Here is a 14,648-nt window from a genome sequence, read left to right on the forward strand (position 1 = left end):
AATATTTCGGATACTTTCATCAAGATACAGAAATCGCAGACGGCGATTTGGTCTGAGATTGAATTTGATTGCTGGTATCTACAATTACGAACTTCGTTACCGACAAAAGGATATATCTTGATTACTTTTGCAAGAGATCTATTGTAAACTAATCTTACACAGCCCAAAGTGCGCCGCAATAGCGACTCTTGTTTTGGTGTGGGGTAAAATCGAAACGAGTAGGCTTTTTCCCTGTCTCACATTTTAGCATATATTTCGTAAACGATGCTCATATTTAACAGTAAAGCCGTCGTAGAACGACGGGGTTTCAGACCCAAATTTTCGATGAACATCTAAAAAATAAGCATGAATTGATGATCAGAACTTTTACGGAAAATGTTTGCATAAAAGGCATCATAGATTCCACGATCGGTTAACAAATCGTTGCAGCAGTGCGCTATGTAGTTGCTTGAATGAGAGGTTATCTACCGCTCCTGAACTCAATCGTTGGAAAGTATTTTGGCTCTTCTGGTTTCTGTGTGGAAACGAGGTCTATACTGATAGAATATCCGCAAAATAGTCCTAAAAGTCTTGCCAAATAACCACTTCAGGATTACATAAGCAAAAATTGTCACACAAAAAAGTCGAGAAGAGCCAGTATTTTTTTCAGGTAATCCCTAGAATTAAGAGTAGCAACCTCACCACCCCCTTATCCTGATCGGCATGGTGGGTTCAATCATCAAGTTTAACCCTCTGCTAACCAGCGCACGGCATCCTTAGCGTGGTAGGTTAAGATAATATCGGCACCCGCCCGTTTAAAGCTGGTTAAAGTCTCTAAAGTCACTCGTTTTTCGTCAATCCAGCCATTTAACGCCGCCGCTTTAATCATTGAATATTCCCCCGACACATTGTAGGCAGCCACGGGTAAATTAGTCATTTCCTTGATTCTCCAGATAATATCCAGGTAAGACAGGGCAGGTTTCACCATTAACATATCTGCTCCCTCTAATACATCTAATTCCACCTCTTTTAAGGCTTCCCTGGCATTACCCGGATCCATTTGGTAGGTTCTGCGATCGCCGAATTGGGGGGTAGAATCAGCCGCATCCCGAAACGGCCCATAATAGGCAGAGGCATATTTAGCCGTATAGGAAAGAATCGGTGTATCACTATAACCCGCCTCATCCAATCCTTGACGAATTGCCTGCACAAAACCATCCATCATTCCCGACGGTGCAATGATATCCACTCCCGCTTTTACCTGGGAAACGGCGGTTTTTTGCAATAATCCCAGAGTGGGATCGTTTAACACCCTGCCGGTTAAATCTCCCGTTTGCAGATAACCACAATGACCGTGGTTGGTATATTCACACAAACAAGTATCGGCGACAATGAGTAGATCGGGAACTGCCTCTTTAATTGCTGTGGCCGCTTTTTGGACAATACCATGATCGTGCCATGCTCCCGTCGCCTCTGTGTCTTTACTTTCCGGCAGCCCGAATAAAATAATCGCTGGAATTCCTAAATCCCGCACTTCCTTGGCTTCATCAACAATTTTATCGATTGATAATTGGTACACCCCCGGCATCGATTTGACTTCCAGGGCAATACCTTCCCCCGCCGTGGCGAAAAGGGGATAGATAAAGTCATTGGCTGTCAAGACGGTTTCACTCACCAGACGGCGCATTTGAGGGGTTTGACGCAGACGACGGGGGCGATGAATAGGAAACATAGTTTTTTGTGATTAAATCGGGAATCTGGTCTCGATTCTTTAGTTTAAATCTTTGCTGAGGATGAACACAAATCGATTCAGCCGGCTGCGGGCTGCTGGCAGCTATAGGCAATATTTAGTTATTTTGAGCTTAATCAAACTATTTAGGTCAAAAATGACCTGATGAGGCTCTATCGTCGTTTTGAGGGCGAAAAATCAGCAATTTGACTAAAATTTAATCTTTATAGCGATCAATTTTGGTGTCGCTACCACCTCCTCTCTTTACAAAACTTTACCTCATCAGTTTTCAGTTCACTGATGACTCTCTTGGATAGAGGTGCAAGCGTTCACCGATTACTGTTCACTGTTCACTGACTCCCAAAACCCATCTCCATTTGGGAGAAGGATCGTTTATTCTAGTAGGTAAGAGCGATCGATTCAGGATTTTTGCTATGGCGAACTTAGGTGATTTAGTCAAAAAAGCAGTTTATTTGGGCGTAGGCATTGCCGCTTATGCCGCCGAAAAAGCTGAAGTAAATTTACAAGAATTAAGAAATCAAGCCCAAAAATTAGCCGATGAAATGATTTCTCGCGGCGAAATAAACGCAGAAGAAGCGCGCAAATACGTTGATGAGTTGGTGAAACAGGCACAACAGCAAACGGTAGCAGCTAACGAATCTAATATTCCCCATGAACCCCGACGGATAGAAATTATTGAAGATGAGGAGGACACCAAAGCAGCCGATCCAAAAGTAGATGAATTGCGGCAACAGGTGGAACGTCTTCAGGAGGAATTACGGAAACTGCAACGGGATTAAAACCTAGATTTTAGCGACAAATAATTAATTATTACCAGACAAGGGATGCAAGTATAAACATGGACGATTGGCAGAAAAATTTTTGGGAAGTGATCGAAACTGTGGCACTGGGAATTGAAACTTTTTTACAAGAAGTGACCCAAACTATCGAAGAAATTAATGAGGAAATTATCATCGATCTGGAACAGTTTATTCAAGAAGTTTTACCCCAGGAATTAGAAGATTTTTTTAACTCCGATGAATCCCTATTTTCGGAATTAGATGAACTCTCGGATTTTACCCTCACTCCTAAGGTTAACCCCGATCCTAACACCCATCCTGCTTGTATCGGTTGCCGTAATTATCACGGTTATATCTACGGAGGCAATCTTCTCGTCTGCGGTTTCCATCCCTACGGTTGGGATAGTGATAGTTGTCCCGATTGGCAAGCAGAGGATTAATTATTTTTCTACAAAATCAGGTAGGGTTATCATCCCTACCCATGACTTTTATCTCAAAGCAATTGTCTGTCATTTTTAGTTAAGAATTACCCTTGGGAGCATGGTAAGGTTCAGCATCAAAAGGCTGCATCCCCACATCGGGATATTCATCATTGTTGGGACTAAAAATGCGAGCGAAAGCCTCTGTTAGGTACTGGACAAAATTGTGTAATGTATCCTTGATATTCATTGCTTTTCTCTCCGACTCTCGACAATAATCTCTTTTTCGGATCAGGTTGATTCACCCCTCCATCCCCATTATCTGGCCAGAATCTCATCAATTGTTGACTTTTGAGATAATTCTTGAATAATCTTCATAAGACTTTATATTTTTTCTTGCTTATTTAAACTTTTATAATAATTCTTGTATTTTTGTAAAGGAAAAATTATTCAATTAAATCGCTGAACAGATATTTGATTGTTGTCCAGAAAGGAGTGTATCTTTGTTGATCATCTAAGCATAAATATCCATTGACAAAAACTTTTAATTGAGCATTATCTATCTCCTCATCCAAAAAAGGTTCGATGGCTTTCTGACGAAAGTCGTTGATTTTATTGAGGTTTAATCCCAACTTTTCGATAGTATTAATTGCTTTTTGATCATCTTCTTGTGCAGGTTTAATTGTACCATCATAGTTAAAGGCAAAGTGAGACTCACAATCGGGATTAAGTGGAGAGATTAAGAGATTTTCATCAAACCAGTTATCTTTTAGATTACCACAGTGCCGAGGTTCACCAGTCCTAAGATTTGCCTGACAGGAACATAGCAAATTGGCATAATCTAGGGGATCAACACTGGGATCACTCTGAGGTTTAAAATGTTCTATATGCCATTTACCATCAATCAATCGATTTTCACAATAACAACATATTTCCCCCTGTTCTGTCATCAACGCTTTAATTAGTATTTCTTTTGGTTTTCCTGCTAAATTTTTAAAGTCGGGCTGCCAATCTGAGTTAGCTTGCTCTTTCCAATTCTTAAACTCTGGTGGTTCTTGTCTTTTTCTAATATACTTCATTTTCCGATAATTTCCTTGCGTCGAATAATAACTTCAGCTTTAATTAATTCTGGATCATCTTGAATTTTAGCTCTGAGATCATTGATTTTATTTTTAGCTGCCTCTAATTGATTTTGAGAGATTTGTTCATAGATATCTTTCAAAGCTTCAGCGATTTCCTTGGGACGAGTTGTCTCTAATCCCATCAAATCTTCTAAAATTCGATCAACATTTTTGCCGTAGGACTCTTGCACGGGATGAAATTTTATTCCCATTTCTGTTTGTTCCATGAAGTGTAAACTTTCTGGTTGAACATGAGTGATAATATTAGGAGAATGGGTGGAAATAAAAAATTGACAGTTAGGAAAAACTTCTAGTAATTTAGGTACTACAAATCTTTGCCATTGAGGATGTAAATGTAAATCAATTTCGTCAATGATAATAACGCCAGTACCCGTTAAGGGATAAGGATTTTGAGGATTAGCAATCGCCATTCTTCGAGCTAAATCTCCCAGCATAGCAATCAGACATTTTTCTCCATCAGAAAGTTGATTAACAGTAACTATTTTATTCTTTTTTGTTACTTCCATTCTCAAAGGATTACGACGGACGCTAAGATTACTAAAATCGGGTAGAAAACGTTCGATCGTTTCCCGAACTGCTTCCAATTGGGGATCGGGAAAACAAAAACCTTCCGGTTTAATTAGATCATACTGATATTTTCTATTTTCATTTTCTAAATCTTCACGTTCGCGAAACCATTCAAAAAAAGTGCGAAAATCTGATCCACTGGTTAAAGCATTTTCGTAGGCACTTAGAGAATCAAATTGATGTTTTGTTTTAATTTTTAATGGTATATCCAGCACTGCTCGATTAACAGAATAATAAACAAATAAAGGTAAGTTAATTTCTCCTTGATGTTCAGTAATTTGTCGTTGTATTTGTTGAGTGTATTCATTTAATTGGCTAAAATTACTCCGTTCTCCAGCGTGGATATATCCAGTCCTAGTTTTTACTATTTTCCAAGTAATCTCTTGACTATCTTCCGTCCCCCCAGTGATTTCAATTATAGCCGTCCCCTGACCATTATTAATCTCGGTTTCGCTAATCTTTCGTCCACTGGCATTAGTATTTTTTAGGCGATTAACTAACCATGAAAGCATAATAGCCAAACTGTCTAAAATGGTGGATTTTCCAGCACCATTAACTCCTATAAATACGTTTAATTGCCGATGAAAGTCGATGTTTAAACTGACTGCACCTCGATAATTAATAAGCTTTATAGACTTAATTCTCATGGTTTTTTGTATCGGCAAGATTTGCTTATATTTGAGATAATTGTTAGAGAATGACTCTCCAATAATTGCCAGTAAAACTTAGATAGGGTTAAGAGACAGTAGGACAAGGAATAGAAAAGAATATTGACCAAGGAAATAATATCTAGTTTTGGCACAGAACCGGATAGTCATAATGATTATTTATCATTTACTCCCGACCAACTCAAAAAAATACTAGGCTGACTTTCCCGATCGCTGCCCTCTGTGAGACAATCGATCGAGTGTTATCCTAAACTCCGCCAATTTTCATGTCCGACGACGCTACTATTCGCACTGCTGTACAACGTCTCTACAATACCTATCCTTTCCCCCCCGAACCGCTCCTAGACGAACCTCCTCCGGGTTACAATTGGCGCTGGAATTGGATTGCTGCCTATAACTTTTGTTGTCATCGTAAACCCGAACGAGAGGATATCCGCATTCTCGATGCGGGTTGTGGTACTGGTGCGGGAACCGAATATCTGCTCGCGCTCAACCCTTTTTCTAATATAGTCGCTATAGATATCAGTGAAAAAGCCCTAGAAATCGCCAAAGAACGCTGTAATCGTTCGGGAGTTGCAGCAAAGCACCGAGGTTCTCTCGATTTTCACCATTTACCCCTTGAATCGGCCACTAATCTCCCCGGAGAATTTGATTTAATTAACTGCGTCGGGGTGCTGCACCATCTCCCGGACCCGATTAAAGGGATTCAATCCCTCGCACAAAAACTGGCCACCGGTGGTCTGCTGCATATTTTCGTCTATGCACAATTGGGACGCTGGGAAATCCAGTTAATGCAATCTGCGATCGCACTTTTGCAAGGAGACCGACGCGGGGATTATAAAGATGGGGTCGCTGTCGGCCGAGAGATTTTTGCTTCACTACCGGAAAATAATCGCATTTTGAAACGGGAAAAAGAGCGTTGGTCAATGGAAAATCATCGCGATGAATCCTTCGCTGATATGTACGTTCACCCCCGGGAAGTGGACTACAATATCGATACCCTCTTTCAACTGATTGATGCGTCAGGATTAGCCTTTATTGGCTTTTCTAACCCTTCCTACTGGCAATTAGAGCGTTTATTGGGTAAATCCCCCGAATTGATGGCTAGAGCGCAAAATTTAGGGGAAAGGGAACGTTATCGCTTGACGGAATTATTAGACCCAGAAATCACCCACTATGAATTTTTCCTCGCTAAACCACCGATTTTGACTGCCGATTGGTCCGGGGATCAAGTCCTAGAGAATGCAGTGGCCGAAGTTCATCCCTGTCTTTACGGTTGGCCTAGTGCAAGTGTTCTAGATTACGATTATCGGCCAGTTAATCTCTCGGAGAGAGAATTTGCTTTTTTACAAGCTTGTGATGGTCGTTTAACCGTGGGAGAAATCGACGCTCAAGTTGCTTTAGGATTAACTGCTGTGCGTTCTTTACAACAGCGCCAACTACTGATTTTAAGTTAGGGAAAATTTGGGGATGTTAGAGATAGCGTCCCTTGGCAATGGGTAACTTGTGAACTAACTTGGCTAAATCTTACAAAAACTTCTTTTTTCTCAACAATTATCCCCCTCCTATCCCCATAGTTTCAGCCCCAGAACTAACTGGGGCTGAATTATAATAGTTTAAGAAAGTGGACAAGGCTGCTAAATTTCTGATCAGTCCGATTTTTGCCCATCGGCAAACGGGAGGGTTTAATCATTATCCCAAGATTCCGAGGCGATTAAGTCACCAATTTGATCCCTGAGAAGGTAGTCACACCGTTCTAGTTCACATTCAACACAAACCCACTCCCGGGGGGGAATGAACTGACAGAGGGTGTAGATCGGTTGGTGTCTGCTCACTACCCCCTGTTCTACCATCTGACGGACTTCGTCCTTAATCATCCTGATAGAGTAAGCGGTGGGAGCGGTGGAGAAAGTTATGGCACTCATGGGAGATTTCCTGCAAGATCTACAAAAGAAGTCTTATCACTAACTATAGTCTAACCTATAGGGGGACAAAAGAGATTTTTTGCTGTATCGAGGATGACAATTTTTTATATATAGCGAAACCCTCTCCCCTTGCCAGTTTAGGCTTAGGTTAAGAAAAGTTAAATTTATTAGCTAAAAGCTGTCGAGTCCCCTTATGCCAAATCAGTTATCAGCGATCAGTTATCAGTGATCAGTTAAGCTGTTGACTATCTAGGGTTGGCTGAATAAATGTGAAATGTAGGCAAGGTAAGGGTTTTGGGGATTTTCTTGCGAAACAGGTGCAAGATTTTGAGAGAATCGTGGTTCAAAACCTTGCATCTTCATCGGCCCGCTTCCTGTAGGGGCGAAGCATTCGGGCAATAACCTATCGGTGAAACCGGAGATTTTCTATCCGAATGCTTCGCCCGTACTTTTTGCCGCAAACCCTATCTAAATTACTGGTTAGGACTGCACCGGAGTGCCGGAGTTGGCAGCAGGGAGGATAAGTGAGATCGCTTGTACTTAATTTTTTCCTACGCAGTTTAAATTCAGTACAGCTGATCACTGAAAAAAGCTTCCAGCTTAAACTAATAAATGGGGAATAAAAATAAAAGCCGCTACGAGTAAAGCGGCGATCGAGGCGATTAAAACGGCACCAGCGGCACAATCTTTCGCTATTTTGGCTAAATCATGGTAGGATTGCCCCACTGTCAGATCTACCACTGATTCTAGGGCAGTGTTAATTAATTCTAAGACCATCACCAGAGCGCAGGTAAGGGTGACAATCGCCATTTCCATGGCATTAACCCGCAAAAATAAGCCCCAACTAACCGCTACTAGGGTAATCAGGGTGTGAATGCGAAAATTTCTTTGACTAACAAAAGCATAACGGACTCCGGCCCAAGCGTAGCGAACACTGACTAATAGATTCGAGGCGACTTGCCAAGCGTATTCTCTTTGAGTGGGATTTTTGCCCTCACTCACCTGTCCCGATCGAGGGATAAAATTATTGTTGAGATAGGGATTAGATAGGCTGGCAGATTGGTTGGTTTGATGATAGTTTGTCTTCATATTCCTCAATAATGCTTGACAAAAATAACTAACTATGTATCGGCATTTCGACGGTTTTTAACAAAGTTTCCTGTAAAGATAGCATTTCTAACAGACTTGTTTCATCGGGATGATCCCAACCCAAAAGATGTAAACAAGCGTGGGCAGTTAACCAGGCCAATTCTCGCGCCAAAGAATGATTTTGTGTTAAAGCCTGTTGTTGTGCTGTCTCCACAGAGATGATAATATCCCCCAAATATAAAGGTTCTGTCTCTAAAATGCCCTCATCGACTGGGAAATCCACTTCGAGAGTGGCAAAAGCGAGAACATCCGTCGGTTGATCTTTGTGGCGATATTGGCAATTATAGGTCTGAATTTCTCGATCGTCTGTTAAGCGCAAACTTAGTTCATAACCGGCGGCAACGGGGAGATAATCCGATAGATAGCCTAACCATGTCTCCAACCAATAGTGCCAAGTTTCCCCATCCACAGGACTATTTCCGGGATCAAAATAATTATCCTGTAGGCATAAATCCACCCCTAGGGGCAAAGTCTCACTCACCAGATTTCACCCTAGGGACGCGTCAGATAGGAAATACCGACAAAAAAGCCTAATAGGGCTGCCGTAGTCAAAAAAAAGTGTTTTAACGAGACGCCTTTTTTCTTGACCATATTCCGCATCGCCAGCTTGACGTAACTGGGTTGCGCTTCGGTGGCGGTTTCTACTGCGGGGTCAGTGGTGCTAACAGGTTCAGTCATCAGTAATTCCCCAGACAAGGATTGATCGCTATAAGTGTAACAGATTATTAAAGAAGTGCCAAAAAAATTCAATTATGGGAAAAATTGTTCCCCGTCCGGGATAGTCAAAACCGCTCAAACTGTTTAACCCAGAGGTTTCTAACCATTTGCGCCTTTAAACCAGCCCCTGAATTTTGATACAAATGCTCTCCTCTCCCCCGCTCCCTTCTCCCCTCTCCCCAATTCATAATTCATAATTCATAATTCCCACACCCCACTTCCCCAATTCATAATTCATAATTCATAATTCCCACACCCCACTTCCCCAATTCATAATTCATAATTCATAATTCATAATTCCCACACCCTACACCCCACACCCCAGCAGTCTAACCATGTCTTCCCACGATTCCGAAAGCATCCGGACTATTTTTCAGAAAATTTGGGGCTATGATAGCTTTCGCTTTCCCCAACAGGAGATTATCGAGACGATTTTAGCGGCAAAAGATGCCCTGATTGTCATGCCCACGGGATTCGGTAAATCTATCTGTTTTCAATTGCCCGCTTTATTAAAAACCGGCTTAACCCTAGTGATTTCTCCCCTAGTGGCCCTAATGGAAAATCAGGTGGAGGAATTATTAGCCAAAAAACTACCCGTTGCCCTGATTCATCACGAAATCCCCCGACAACAGAGAAAGAAAACCTTAGCAGCGATCGCAGATCAAACCCTACGACTTCTCTATCTTTCGCCGGAAACCCTCTTAAGTCCGCCCCTCTGGTCAAAATTAACCCTTCCCCACGTTAAAATTAACGCTCTCATCCTCGACGAGGCCCATTGTTTAACCCAGTGGGGCGACAATTTTCGTCCTGCCTACCGTCGTCTTGGGGCTGTCCGTCCCGCTCTTCTGCAATCGAAACCGGCAGGCAGCCAAATAGCGATCGCTGCTTTTACCGCCACCGCTAACCCCGCTACCCGTGAGACTCTCACCCGCATCTTACAACTAGAAAAACCACAACTTTTCTTAATAAATCCTTACCGTCAAAACCTTGACTTAAGCACCAAAATATGTATTAGCCCCGGTTGTCGTCGTCATCAACTATTAAACTTCCTCACCGGTCAACCTCGACAATCCGGCCTGATCTATACTCGTTCCCGTCGCCATAGTGAAAATTTAGCGACATGGTTGCAATCTCTCCATTATCGCACCAGTGCCTACCATGCCGGTTTATCCCCCTTTCAGCGTCGGGAAATAGAACAAAATTGGCTGCGGGGGGATTTAACTTTTGTTGTCTGTACCTCAGCTTTTGGCATGGGTATCAACAAACCCGATGTGCGTTGGGTTGTCCACTACCAACCCCCAGCTTTACTATCGGAATACCTACAGGAAATCGGCCGCGGTGGTCGCGATGGGGGTAAAATGCAGGCTCTCACCTTAATTAGTGAACCGACGGGATGGTTAGATAATAGCGATAAAAACCAGCAAAAATTCTTTAACTCCCAACAGGAACGCCAATACCGACAAGCTTGCCAAATTTTAGCCCAAATTCCCCTAGAGGGCAAAGTAGAGGCGATTAGTGCCGAATTTCCCGATGGTGCGCTCATTCTCTCCCTTTTACACAGTCTCGATCGCCTAGAATGGCTCGATCCTTTTCATTATCGGCTTATTTATCGTCATAATTCAGCCAAGATGACTTTTAAACCCAAAAATGAGATGTTTCCCTACCTCTATACCCGTCGCTGTCGTTGGCACTTTCTCTTAAATGCCTTTGGTTTTCAGGAAAATGCCGATAATTTTCGCTGTGGTCATTGCGATAATTGTCGTCGCAATCGACCTCTGACAAGCTAGGGAGCGCCAGAGCAGGGAGAGTAGAGCTTTTGTACTAAATTTTCCTGTCTTTTTTCTCCTCCTGTCTCGGATTCTCCTCACTTAACGGAAGATTTTTGATTTTTGCAGGAGATCTATAGCGGTTTTCCCAGAAGTTAGTCCCGATTGAATCTATCAAGGTATTTACCATACCTTACCCGAAATAATAGTGAAATTCTGTGACAAAGTGCAGCCATATCTAAGAATCTTTGCTACAATCCTGAGAAGCTTCTGTGATAAGTCTCCTTAAAAGGAGATTGTTTGCAGTAAGCTAATCTGGCTAACACGCTTTTGGGCGTGATATAGGGAAAAGTTCTGGCGATCGCGCCTAAATGGGGTGATATACCGAAAGTTGACCCATATTGTTACTCTGGAGAGTGTTATACAGAAAGTTTTCGTATAATAAATGGTTAGGTGTCCTAGTTTATCTCTTATGTGCTTTACATCCTTTCAAAAACTTTATTATTTGGTTATTTAAGGTTATACAAACAATGAGTTTACAAAGTTTGCCGCTCGATTCCAGAAAGCTTGAAGTCTTGATAAAGAAGACTGGGCACTATAATATTTCCCCTATGTTTTTATCCCAATATATGCCTGAAGCTCAATCCCATCCAATTAGTGAGCATCTAGGTGAATTGGTTAACGATGCATACGAATATTTATCAGCTTGTAGTCAAAGTGAAATTGAAGAACTTCTAAGTGCTATGCCTCCTGGCTACAGAACGTTATTTGATAGAAAATTAGAGGTAGAGACTGAGCAGCAGCGGCGAAGATTTGCCCTTTATTATGTTTCATCAGAAGTCGCGCGAAGCTATTTTTCCTTTAAGGGGGTACTTGAGCAAGATTTATTACAAAGTGAAGTGATAAAAATATATCCAGAATTAGCTGATAAGTTTGATAAAGATGGATTACTTCATATAGATTCTAATTTTGTTCTTTTTGATGGCGTAATTCAATATAAAGACCACATTCTTCATTATCATCAACTTCTCAGACGAGGATACCGATCTAATCCAAACTTTGATTTTCTAGATGGATTTATAAGGTACTACCAATATACAAAAAATGAAAATCAGTTTCGGATTGCCATTGATCACCGACGAATCATGTTAAAAGAGTTTTATCGCCAAGTTATTGAGATGGACGGATGGCGTGGTTTACCATTTGATAAAAACAAGTTGGATGACCAAAATTATATTGGCTTGACTGTTGTAGAGCGAAACAAAAATTCATTATTTGAACAGACGTGTAGCCTTGACCGTACTGAGTTCTATTGGAGTTATCGTGATGGAATTAAAACATTTGAGGCTGAGGAAATTTCAGGCGATAGTTATATATTTGATCATTACTACTTTAATCGGTATGTGCATAGTGAACGTGACATTCAAATAAAAGCATTTCGTCATTTGGATGGAGCGGTTAAAGTTTATCTTAGAGATAGTTATCAAAATAGAAAGAATTCTTTTATGCCAAAAGAGTTCAAGAGTCATTGTAAAGTAAAGCTTTGGCGCATTGACGGGGACATAAAGTTAGAGATCTGGAGCGACCTTATCTCACACTTTTTCAAGTGCAATGAAATGATTATTAAATATTTTGATCCTGAAAAATTTGAGCAGATATTTGATTTATGAGTGCGATCGCCGATCTTGTAGGGTGCATTCCTTAATGTGACTCCTACTGCTCCAGCGATCGATTTTTGGGGAACGCACCATGCACATTTATTGAAGTTGTGATACCAAATCCTGTTATAATAAAACGAGATATAGGGTGCGTCCCACGCAGCCTTTACCTTTTTGAAAACACTTTCAATGATGTAGCTATGGACTGGGAAACTCGAATTACACTAAATCCCGATATTTTGGTGGGAAAACCTATCATTAAAGGAACAAGGATTGCGGTTGAATTTATCATCGATCTTCTCGCCCAAGGTTGGGGTATTGATGAAATTCTGCGAAACTACCCAGGTATTACAGTAGAAGATATTCAAGCTTGTCTTAGCTATGCTAGTGTAATGCTCAAATCTGAGAAAGTCTATGCTATTCCTGCTTAACTGATGCGTTTTCTAGCGAACGAAAATTTCCCCCTTGATGCGGTTGAAGCCCTAGGACAAAATGGCCATGATGTCCTGTGGATTAGGGTGGAATCCCCCGGAATCTCGGACCGTGAAGTTTTAAGTCGCGCCCAAGCAGAAAATCGTATTCTCTTGACATTTGATAAAGATTTTGGAGAACTCGCCTTTCGTTCAAGGTTGCCGGCCAGTGTTGGTATTATTTTGTTTAGAATAAGAGTACCTTCTGGATCTGTAGTCGCTGAGAAAGTTGCCAAGGTTATCTCATTGCGGGATGACTGGTATGGACACTTTACAGTTATTGAAGAAGACAAAATTAGAATGAGAGACTTAACGGTGCGATCACCGTAGGGTGCGTTCCCTAATGTGGCTCCTACTGCTCCACCGATCGATTTTTGGGGAACGCACCATGCACATTGATTGAAGCGCCGATTCAAATTTGAAGTACACCACTGGGGGGCTTCCGATGAGGCGGCTCATCAGTAGTAGAGCGGGAGCACCTCGTTAGAATAAATCAGAGTATCATTAAGGCAAAATACTGAGTTGAGGTCAACCAGATGGCAGTTCGTCAACGGCGTTATCCCAAAGATGAGTTAGCCGAGCGAGGGCAAAAACTCTACGAATCTGGCATTCGGCAGCAAGTCGAAGCCGGTAATGAAGGTAAGATTGTAGCGATCGACATTGAAACTGGAGAGTTTGAAGTCGATGAAAACGTTGTGCCTGCAACTAATCGGCTCTTTGAACGTCACCCCGATGCCCAACCTTGGATCATTCGTATCGGACATCGCGCTGTTTATCATTTCGGGGCACGGAGTTTGAAGAAAAATCCATGATGGAAGGTGTTGTAAATTTGCGGCGTGAAGCCACGCTAAGGATTGTAGTCGGAAACTCAAATCGGCAACTGCAAGCGGTTGACGCGGTGATTGATACCGGGTTCGATGGATTTTTATCTTTGCCCTCTACAATCATCGCTACATTAAATTTACCTTGGAGTGGTTCTGATTTTGTCACGCTGGGTGATGGCAGTGAAACTTATTTTGATCTGTACACTGGGACTGTGATATGGGATGGGCAGTACCAAGAGATTGATATTGCAGAATCAGAAACAGAGCCTCTACTAGGAATGGCGCTGCTTTACAGATATCGGTTGCAGGTCGATAACATTGAGGGCGGTAAGGTCAAGATTGAAGCCTTATGAGCCAGTGCTAGAAGAGATTCGGTGAGGCGCGGTCTAACAACGCAGCCGTAGGGTGCGTTCCCTAATGTGGCTCCTACTGCTCCACCGATCGATTTTTGGGGAACGCACCATGCACATTGATTGAAGCTGTGGGTTTAAGTGCGATGCCGCTCCTCCTGCTCAAACCCCAGAACCCTCTGCCCTCGTCGGCCTGGGGGCTGTCGTCGCTCTGGGGGCTGGCTTCAAGCGCCGCCACACCCAGGCAGACAAAAACTAAGCGTTAATTGAAGGTATTACAACAGGAGAACCGCAAGGGTCTCTTTTTTTGTGGGTAATTGTGAATTAGAGAAATTGACATATAACTGAACTTCCCCCGTATAAACATACTAGCTATGGCTAAAAGTCTTACAGAGCCTGAGTTAAAGCCATATAATACTAATGGACTACTGGACACAAAATCCTGAAGTCCTTACGCAGATAGGGTTTGAGGCAAAATTTTTCAA

The 14,648-nt window shown here is 42.0% G+C and carries 18 protein-coding genes and 2 pseudogenes; 11 read left to right on the forward strand and 9 right to left on the reverse strand.

The annotated features are described in order from the left end of the window. Positions 1–121 (forward strand): annotated as a pseudogene (locus IM456_RS08005) (IS5 family transposase); the annotation flags it as partial. 10 nt (positions 122–131) lie between these two features. Here the strand turns inward: IM456_RS08005 and IM456_RS08010 are convergent. Both IM456_RS08010 and hemB read right to left on the reverse strand, forming a co-directional pair. Further along, a pseudogene (locus IM456_RS08010) lies at positions 132–230 on the reverse strand (helix-turn-helix domain-containing protein); the annotation flags it as partial. Between the two features lie 494 nt (positions 231–724). Further along, a complete protein-coding gene (gene hemB / locus IM456_RS08015; protein WP_147068762.1) occupies positions 725–1,711 on the reverse strand; it encodes a porphobilinogen synthase in 987 nt (328 codons plus the stop codon). 431 nt (positions 1,712–2,142) lie between these two features. On the opposite strand from hemB, the gene IM456_RS08020 reads away from it, so the two are divergent. Both IM456_RS08020 and IM456_RS08025 read left to right on the forward strand, forming a co-directional pair. Then, positions 2,143–2,508, forward strand: coding sequence for a phasin family protein (locus tag IM456_RS08020; RefSeq protein WP_149987971.1), 366 nt, complete (start codon positions 2,143–2,145; stop codon positions 2,506–2,508). Positions 2,509–2,567: 59 nt separating this feature from the next. Continuing rightward, positions 2,568–2,948 (forward strand): hypothetical protein, encoded by a 381-nt coding sequence (locus IM456_RS08025; RefSeq protein WP_149987972.1) that lies wholly within the window; start codon positions 2,568–2,570, stop codon positions 2,946–2,948. Positions 2,949–3,027: 79 nt separating this feature from the next. Here IM456_RS08025 and IM456_RS08030 read toward each other — a convergent pair whose 3' ends face one another. The 3 genes from IM456_RS08030 to IM456_RS08040 all read right to left on the reverse strand — a co-directional run bounded on the left by IM456_RS08030 (position 3,028) and on the right by IM456_RS08040 (position 5,283). Then, on the reverse strand, positions 3,028–3,177 hold the full coding sequence (locus IM456_RS08030; RefSeq protein ID WP_061433411.1) for a hypothetical protein: 150 nt from the start codon (positions 3,175–3,177) through the stop codon (positions 3,028–3,030). 196 nt (positions 3,178–3,373) lie between these two features. Further along, positions 3,374–4,006, reverse strand: coding sequence for a retron system putative HNH endonuclease (locus IM456_RS08035; RefSeq protein WP_287691454.1), 633 nt, complete (start codon positions 4,004–4,006; stop codon positions 3,374–3,376). After that, positions 4,003–5,283, reverse strand: coding sequence for an AAA family ATPase (locus IM456_RS08040; RefSeq protein WP_287691456.1), 1,281 nt, complete (start codon positions 5,281–5,283; stop codon positions 4,003–4,005). The genes IM456_RS08035 and IM456_RS08040 overlap by 4 nt, the downstream gene beginning before the upstream one ends. A gap of 287 nt (positions 5,284–5,570) precedes the next feature. Between IM456_RS08040 and IM456_RS08045 the strand changes: the two genes are divergently transcribed. Next, on the forward strand, positions 5,571–6,761 hold the full coding sequence (locus tag IM456_RS08045; protein WP_287691457.1) for a class I SAM-dependent methyltransferase: 1,191 nt from the start codon (positions 5,571–5,573) through the stop codon (positions 6,759–6,761). 228 nt (positions 6,762–6,989) lie between these two features. Here the strand turns inward: IM456_RS08045 and IM456_RS08050 are convergent, their stop codons facing one another. The 4 genes from IM456_RS08050 to IM456_RS08065 form a co-directional block, all read right to left on the reverse strand. Continuing rightward, positions 6,990–7,229, reverse strand: coding sequence for a DUF4327 family protein (locus tag IM456_RS08050; RefSeq protein WP_002738935.1), 240 nt, complete (start codon positions 7,227–7,229; stop codon positions 6,990–6,992). A 600-nt stretch (positions 7,230–7,829) separates the two neighbouring features. Continuing rightward, a complete protein-coding gene (locus IM456_RS08055; protein ID WP_149987976.1) occupies positions 7,830–8,318 on the reverse strand; it encodes a diacylglycerol kinase in 489 nt (162 codons plus the stop codon). Positions 8,319–8,346: 28 nt separating this feature from the next. Then, a complete protein-coding gene (ybeY, locus tag IM456_RS08060) occupies positions 8,347–8,859 on the reverse strand; it encodes an rRNA maturation RNase YbeY (RefSeq protein ID WP_287691459.1) in 513 nt (170 codons plus the stop codon). 11 nt (positions 8,860–8,870) lie between these two features. Continuing rightward, the gene (locus IM456_RS08065) at positions 8,871–9,056 is read right to left on the reverse strand and encodes a DUF3285 domain-containing protein (protein WP_002752941.1); all 186 of its coding nucleotides are present in this window, start codon (positions 9,054–9,056) and stop codon (positions 8,871–8,873) included. Positions 9,057–9,430: 374 nt separating this feature from the next. Here IM456_RS08065 and IM456_RS08070 point away from each other — a divergent pair, with 374 nt between their 5' ends. The 7 genes from IM456_RS08070 (at position 9,431) to IM456_RS08100 (ending at position 14,422) form a co-directional block, all read left to right on the forward strand. Further along, positions 9,431–10,882, forward strand: a complete 1,452-nt coding sequence (locus IM456_RS08070; protein WP_287691460.1) for a RecQ family ATP-dependent DNA helicase — start codon at positions 9,431–9,433, stop codon at positions 10,880–10,882. 509 nt (positions 10,883–11,391) lie between these two features. Continuing rightward, the gene (locus IM456_RS08075; RefSeq protein ID WP_287691462.1) at positions 11,392–12,531 is read left to right on the forward strand and encodes a hypothetical protein; all 1,140 of its coding nucleotides are present in this window, start codon (positions 11,392–11,394) and stop codon (positions 12,529–12,531) included. Between the two features lie 188 nt (positions 12,532–12,719). After that, entirely contained in the window at positions 12,720–12,950 is a 231-nt protein-coding gene (locus IM456_RS08080) for a DUF433 domain-containing protein (RefSeq protein WP_045356105.1), read from the forward strand. A 3-nt stretch (positions 12,951–12,953) separates the two neighbouring features. After that, positions 12,954–13,319: a DUF5615 family PIN-like protein gene (locus IM456_RS08085; protein WP_045356106.1), complete on the forward strand. Its 366-nt coding sequence runs from the start codon at positions 12,954–12,956 to the stop codon at positions 13,317–13,319. 206 nt (positions 13,320–13,525) lie between these two features. Further along, the gene (locus IM456_RS08090) at positions 13,526–13,801 is read left to right on the forward strand and encodes a hypothetical protein (RefSeq protein WP_002752924.1); all 276 of its coding nucleotides are present in this window, start codon (positions 13,526–13,528) and stop codon (positions 13,799–13,801) included. Then, a complete protein-coding gene (locus IM456_RS08095; protein WP_004163651.1) occupies positions 13,798–14,166 on the forward strand; it encodes a hypothetical protein in 369 nt (122 codons plus the stop codon). Before IM456_RS08090 ends, IM456_RS08095 begins: the two co-directional genes overlap by 4 nt. A 190-nt stretch (positions 14,167–14,356) precedes the next feature. Beyond that, a complete protein-coding gene (locus IM456_RS08100; protein ID WP_230400957.1) occupies positions 14,357–14,422 on the forward strand; it encodes a hypothetical protein in 66 nt (21 codons plus the stop codon). Positions 14,423–14,648 lie beyond the last annotated feature (226 nt).

The organism is Microcystis sp. M079S1 (assembly GCF_020246425.1).
Classification (GTDB): domain Bacteria; phylum Cyanobacteriota; class Cyanobacteriia; order Cyanobacteriales; family Microcystaceae; genus Microcystis; species Microcystis aeruginosa.

What these genes read in the sequence shown, in the direction of transcription:
- hemB (WP_147068762.1), bottom strand. Translation starts at nt 1,711, where the DNA reads ATGTTTCCTATTCATCGCCCCCGTCGTCTGCGTCAAACCCCTCAAATG.
- IM456_RS08020 (WP_149987971.1), top strand. Translation starts at nt 2,143, where the DNA reads ATGGCGAACTTAGGTGATTTAGTCAAAAAAGCAGTTTATTTGGGCGTA.
- IM456_RS08025 (WP_149987972.1), top strand. Translation starts at nt 2,568, where the DNA reads ATGGACGATTGGCAGAAAAATTTTTGGGAAGTGATCGAAACTGTGGCA.
- IM456_RS08030 (WP_061433411.1), bottom strand. Translation starts at nt 3,177, where the DNA reads ATGAATATCAAGGATACATTACACAATTTTGTCCAGTACCTAACAGAG.
- IM456_RS08035 (WP_287691454.1), bottom strand. Translation starts at nt 4,006, where the DNA reads ATGAAGTATATTAGAAAAAGACAAGAACCACCAGAGTTTAAGAATTGG.
- IM456_RS08040 (WP_287691456.1), bottom strand. Translation starts at nt 5,283, where the DNA reads ATGAGAATTAAGTCTATAAAGCTTATTAATTATCGAGGTGCAGTCAGT.
- IM456_RS08045 (WP_287691457.1), top strand. Translation starts at nt 5,571, where the DNA reads ATGTCCGACGACGCTACTATTCGCACTGCTGTACAACGTCTCTACAAT.
- IM456_RS08050 (WP_002738935.1), bottom strand. Translation starts at nt 7,229, where the DNA reads ATGAGTGCCATAACTTTCTCCACCGCTCCCACCGCTTACTCTATCAGG.
- IM456_RS08055 (WP_149987976.1), bottom strand. Translation starts at nt 8,318, where the DNA reads ATGAAGACAAACTATCATCAAACCAACCAATCTGCCAGCCTATCTAAT.
- IM456_RS08065 (WP_002752941.1), bottom strand. Translation starts at nt 9,056, where the DNA reads ATGACTGAACCTGTTAGCACCACTGACCCCGCAGTAGAAACCGCCACC.
- IM456_RS08070 (WP_287691460.1), top strand. Translation starts at nt 9,431, where the DNA reads ATGTCTTCCCACGATTCCGAAAGCATCCGGACTATTTTTCAGAAAATT.
- IM456_RS08075 (WP_287691462.1), top strand. Translation starts at nt 11,392, where the DNA reads ATGAGTTTACAAAGTTTGCCGCTCGATTCCAGAAAGCTTGAAGTCTTG.
- IM456_RS08080 (WP_045356105.1), top strand. Translation starts at nt 12,720, where the DNA reads ATGGACTGGGAAACTCGAATTACACTAAATCCCGATATTTTGGTGGGA.
- IM456_RS08085 (WP_045356106.1), top strand. Translation starts at nt 12,954, where the DNA reads ATGCGTTTTCTAGCGAACGAAAATTTCCCCCTTGATGCGGTTGAAGCC.
- IM456_RS08090 (WP_002752924.1), top strand. Translation starts at nt 13,526, where the DNA reads ATGGCAGTTCGTCAACGGCGTTATCCCAAAGATGAGTTAGCCGAGCGA.
- IM456_RS08095 (WP_004163651.1), top strand. Translation starts at nt 13,798, where the DNA reads ATGATGGAAGGTGTTGTAAATTTGCGGCGTGAAGCCACGCTAAGGATT.